This window comes from Rhodoferax sp. RT5P35, assembly GCF_056521385.1.
Window position 1 is genome coordinate 1 of sequence record NZ_JBWMAX010000321.1, and the last position, 1,078, is coordinate 1,078.

At 69.2% G+C, this 1,078-nt stretch carries 1 protein-coding gene; it reads left to right on the forward strand.

Annotated features, from left to right (window positions below; translation table 11 throughout):
• Window positions 1-1,078: cyclic nucleotide-binding domain-containing protein (locus AC097L_RS25990; RefSeq protein WP_479589573.1), on the forward strand; the 1,078-nt coding region annotated here is incomplete at both ends.

Below are 1,078 nucleotides of genomic sequence, written 5' to 3' on the forward strand. Positions count from 1 at the left end.
GGTAAGGATAAATTCCACGCGCGGGTTCTCCAGGTGCTGCGCGACAGCCGCGTATTTGGCACGCTGGACCAGGCGGTGTTGAACGAGCTGGCCGGTGTGCTGGAGCTGCAGGAAGTGCGCGGTGGCAGCCTGGTGCTGGAAGAGGGCGCGGCGGCCGACAGCATGTTCTTCGTGATTACCGGCCGCCTGCGGGCTTCGCGCCGCAACCGCGACGGCAGCGTCTTGTTGTACAACGAAATCCGACCCGGCGAGAGCGTGGGCGAGATGGGCATGATCCTGCGCCAGCCGCGCACCGCCGACGTGACCGCCGTGCGCGACTCCACCCTGGCCGTGCTGGACCGCAGCCACTTCGAGGCCATGCTGGTGCGCCATCCGCTGGCCTTCAACCGGGTGTTTTCCCAAGCTATTTTTGACCACCTGCGCCACACGACCCAGGTGGTGGATCGGCACCAGGCCCAGGCCTTTGTGGTGGTGCCGCTGCACGAGGGGGCGGGCTCTGCCGAGGTGGCGCGCGGCCTGGCCCAGGCCTTTGGGCGCATGGGCCGGGTGCACCACATCACCCCCTCGGCCGAGCTGGAGCGCGGCTCGCAAACCTCGGAAGGTGCGGGCAGTGCCGACCGTTTTGACGCGCTGGAAGATGCCTACGACTTTTTGGTCTACGAGGCCGATGCCACGCCCTCTTCGTGGACGCGGCGGGCCTTTCGCCAGGCCGACCAGGTGATCTTTGTGGCCAATGCCGGAGCCTCGCGCGAACGCGGCGCGCTGGAGCAGCAGCTCATCGACGAGCCTGGCTTCGGCATGAAGCGCCAGCACCTGGTGGTGCTGTACCCGGCGGCGACCGCCGCCCCCGAGGTGACCACCGTCTGGCGCGCCGGGCGGCAGATTGAACGCGTCTATCCCACGCGCAGCCAGCATGCGGGCGATTACGCCCGGCTGGCGCGCTACCTGACGGGCCGCGCCGTGGGCGTGGTGCTGGGCGGCGGCGGGGCGCGCGGTTTTGCCCATCTGGGCGTGCTGCGGGCCATGCAGGAGGCGAATATCCCGGTCGATCTGGTCGGCGGCAACAGCATGGGCGCGC